The organism is Nostoc sp. CHAB 5715 (assembly GCF_020829685.1).
GTDB lineage: Bacteria > Cyanobacteriota > Cyanobacteriia > Cyanobacteriales > Nostocaceae > Nostoc.
In genome coordinates this window covers 1-2,968 of sequence record NZ_JAIVFR010000919.1, presented here as the reverse complement: position 1 = coordinate 2,968, position 2,968 = coordinate 1, and the positions used below count along the sequence as shown (strand labels likewise).

At 43.6% G+C, this 2,968-nt stretch carries 4 protein-coding genes and 2 pseudogenes; 4 read left to right on the top strand and 2 right to left on the bottom strand.

Features of this window, described 5'->3' with window-relative positions:
- Positions 1-14: 14 nt before the first annotated feature.
- Entirely contained in the window at positions 15-215 is a 201-nt protein-coding gene (locus LC574_RS33685) for a hypothetical protein (RefSeq protein WP_229457947.1), read from the top strand.
- Positions 216-237: 22 nt separating this feature from the next.
- Here the strand turns inward: LC574_RS33685 and LC574_RS33680 are convergent, their stop codons facing one another.
- Complete coding sequence (locus tag LC574_RS33680) at positions 238-474, bottom strand: hypothetical protein (protein WP_229457945.1); 237 nt, start codon at positions 472-474, stop codon at positions 238-240.
- Positions 475-490: 16 nt separating this feature from the next.
- Between LC574_RS33680 and LC574_RS33675 the strand changes: the two genes are divergently transcribed.
- The 3 genes and pseudogenes from LC574_RS33675 (at position 491) to LC574_RS33665 (ending at position 1,898) form a co-directional block, all read left to right on the top strand.
- The gene (locus LC574_RS33675; protein WP_229457943.1) at positions 491-1,285 is read left to right on the top strand and encodes a Tab2/Atab2 family RNA-binding protein; all 795 of its coding nucleotides are present in this window, start codon (positions 491-493) and stop codon (positions 1,283-1,285) included.
- 52 nt (positions 1,286-1,337) lie between these two features.
- Positions 1,338-1,478, top strand: a pseudogene (locus LC574_RS33670) (Uma2 family endonuclease); the annotation flags it as partial.
- A 75-nt stretch (positions 1,479-1,553) separates the two neighbouring features.
- Positions 1,554-1,898 carry a helix-turn-helix domain-containing protein gene (locus tag LC574_RS33665; protein ID WP_229457941.1) on the top strand — a complete coding sequence of 115 codons (345 nt, stop codon included), beginning with the start codon at positions 1,554-1,556 and terminating at the stop codon, positions 1,896-1,898.
- A 777-nt stretch (positions 1,899-2,675) separates the two neighbouring features.
- On the opposite strand, the pseudogene LC574_RS33660 reads toward LC574_RS33665, so the two are convergent.
- Positions 2,676-2,968: pseudogene (locus tag LC574_RS33660) on the bottom strand (photosystem II q(b) protein); the annotation flags it as partial.

Genomic DNA, 2,968 nt, shown 5'->3' with positions numbered 1-2,968 from the left:
GCTACCGTCCCGAGATACTGGAGGTGATGATCGAGCGCCAGCCCATGGGCGCCATCAAGCCGCGCATCATGAACGTGGCCGACGTGCTGGACCTGACGGTCAGCGAAGCCGCGGCGATCTTTGCCAACGACCGCGAGTTAATTGAAAATGATCCCTACTGGAAAAATGGCATTTGGACTGAATATTCTGTCAAAGAATGGATTCAGGCTTTTTGAATTGGGCATGGGGCATGGGGTATCAGCTTGAATGTTGAGTCTTTGAACCTGAACGTTGAGCCTTTTTACTCAAACGTTGAACCTTTTTACTCGAACGTTGAGCCTTTTTACTCGAACGTTGAACCTCTGAGCTTGAAACTTTCAGTTTTAACTCTCCCCCATCCCCCTCATCCCCCTCATCCCCCTCATCTCCCCACTCCCCACTACTTCGGCTTACCTCGGCTTCGCTCGGCACAAGTCGCTCAGTACAAGTCCCCACTCCCCACTCCCCACTTATGAAAATTTGGCAGGTTGATTTTTATCGTCGTCCCTTACAGGATGCATCTGGACAAGTTGTATGGGAGTTGTTGATTTGTGACGCAACTCGCAGCTTTGAGTATGAAGCCACCTGTCTCCAGTCAGCAGCAAATTCTAATTGGGTTGCTGCTCAACTTGAGCTAGCCGCAGGTGAAAAATTGCCAGATGTGATTCAGGTATTTCGTCCTCAGTCTCTAAGTTTAATTGAGGCGGCGGGACGCAATTTAAGTATAAATGTCGAACCTACCCGTCACACTTTGGCGTTAAAGCAGTGGTTACAAGAAAAGCAGTATCCCTCAACACTGGATAAACCACCTCCAGCACCATTACCAGAAAACCTGTGGGGAGAACAATGGCGTTTTGCGAGTCTAGCTGCTAGTGACGTGGAAACGAGATTTAGCGATCGCCCCATTCCCATTTTGCACATACCAGAACATCGCAAACCCATCAATTTGGGTTTAGCATCAACAGTCCCCGTCCCTGGTGTAGTAATTTATGGTGGACGGCAATCAATGCGCCTAGCCCGGTGGTTGCAGCAAGCCCGTCCCGTAGGCTTAAATTACATATCTGGCGCACCAGACGGCTTAATATTAGAAGCTGGCTTGGTGGACAGATGGATTGTTGCCACTTTTGAAGATCCAGAAGTTACAACAGCAGCCCAAGCATTTGAACAACGAAAAAAGCATTGCCGAGGATTGCATTTTTTGTTAGTTCAACCAGATGATTCCGGGATGACTTATAGCGGCTTTTGGTTGTTGCGGACAGAAGATTGATATTGATTGCCAAAAATATTGTTCTGTTTATTAAGTGAATTTTAAATTGCTTATGACTCTTAGCCAATTTCACCCCTATCTTTCAAAAGAAGCATACCTGGAAGCTGAAAAATCCAGCCTTAATAAACACGAATATATTCAAGGGCAAATCTATGCAATGTCAGGGGCAAGTGATGCCCATGTGACAATTACGACTACTCCTTTCCCGCCAGAAGATTACCGATAATGTAAGATAAAGTATTACGCAAGTAGTGCTGGGGTAGCTGAAGTGGATAAATCTCTGCTGAACCGAACATTTCAACTAGGCGATCGCCAGTTTAACTTAGACTTGTGGCAAAAATTGTACTACTTGCATCAACAAGAATATTTGCGTCAAAGATTATTAGCAATTAAATACTTGTATGAGGGTAAAACCAGAACAGAAGTGTCGGAATTACTAAACTGTACATATAAAACTTTATCAACTTGGATAGATAAGTTTCTTGAAGACGGGTTGAATGAATTAGTTAAACCAATAGCCCATCAAGTACCGTCTAGATTAAACTCAGAGCAAAGGCAAGAACTCATGGAGGATGTTGCTCTCAGAAAAACCAGTAGACTACGGCATAGATAGAAATATTTGGACAGGTGAAATTTAAGTCGGCGTGATTGAATCACGATGGAGAGTTAAATTGAAATATTTTCAACATTCCCATCTTCAGACATCAGAACAAATTCAAAACACAATTCAACACATTTACACTTTAGTTTAGTAATCTCAGAGTGAGAATGAAGTAGTCTTTTTGATGCTTGTAGTATAGTTTTTGCTACAACTCTAAGTTACAGCTATTTTCAGGTAAATAGACCATGCGGTAGGGGTAAAGCGCATTGCTCATTGGTGTCAACTTAAGCTAGAAATGGCTTATCTGTTAACTTCCTCACCCGCCTTGGAATGAATTCCTTTGGCTTTTAGCTCAAGTCTACTTCAGTAGACTAAAGATTTTTGGCTATATTTAGTCATCTTCAGATGAGTTTCGCTATTAGCAAGGAACTTCAGTTCCTTGCGGGACATGGCTTTTACGTTAAGTTGACACGTATGAGCATTGCGCTTTACCCCTACAACAGATGTGGTTCAAATACATGAAAACTGCTGTAAACTGGCGATCGCATAGTTGGAATGTTCGGTTTCTCACATATTCACCTATAATGTTCCCTTTATCACATTATGTATTACTTTTTCCTACATTATCGGTAATCTTCTAGCGGGAAGGGAGTAAGACGGCGAGCGACGATTCATCCCATACATTGAAGTTCGGGGGCTTTCTCGCCGTCTTTTTGTAATATTGTTGTTGACACTAAAAAGCGCCCTCCAATTTGGGAGAGCGCTTTTTGATTTAGCTAAACTGACTAATTAACCGTTGATAGCAGGAGCAGTCAGAGCGACAGGAGCAACATCACCTGCCGCCAAATCTAAGGGGAAGTTGTGAGCGTTACGCTCGTGCATTACTTCCATACCCAGGTTAGCCCGGTTGATTACATCTGCCCAAGTGCTGATGACGCGACCGCTTGAATCAATGATGGATTGGTTGAAGTTGAAACCGTTCAAGTTGAACGCCATTGTGCTTACACCCAAGGAGGTGAACCAGATTCCAATTACAGGCCATGCTGCTAAGAAGAAGTGCAGTGAACGGCTGTTGTTGAAAG

What these genes read in the sequence shown, in the direction of transcription:
- LC574_RS33675 (WP_229457943.1), top strand. Translation starts at nt 491, where the DNA reads ATGAAAATTTGGCAGGTTGATTTTTATCGTCGTCCCTTACAGGATGCA.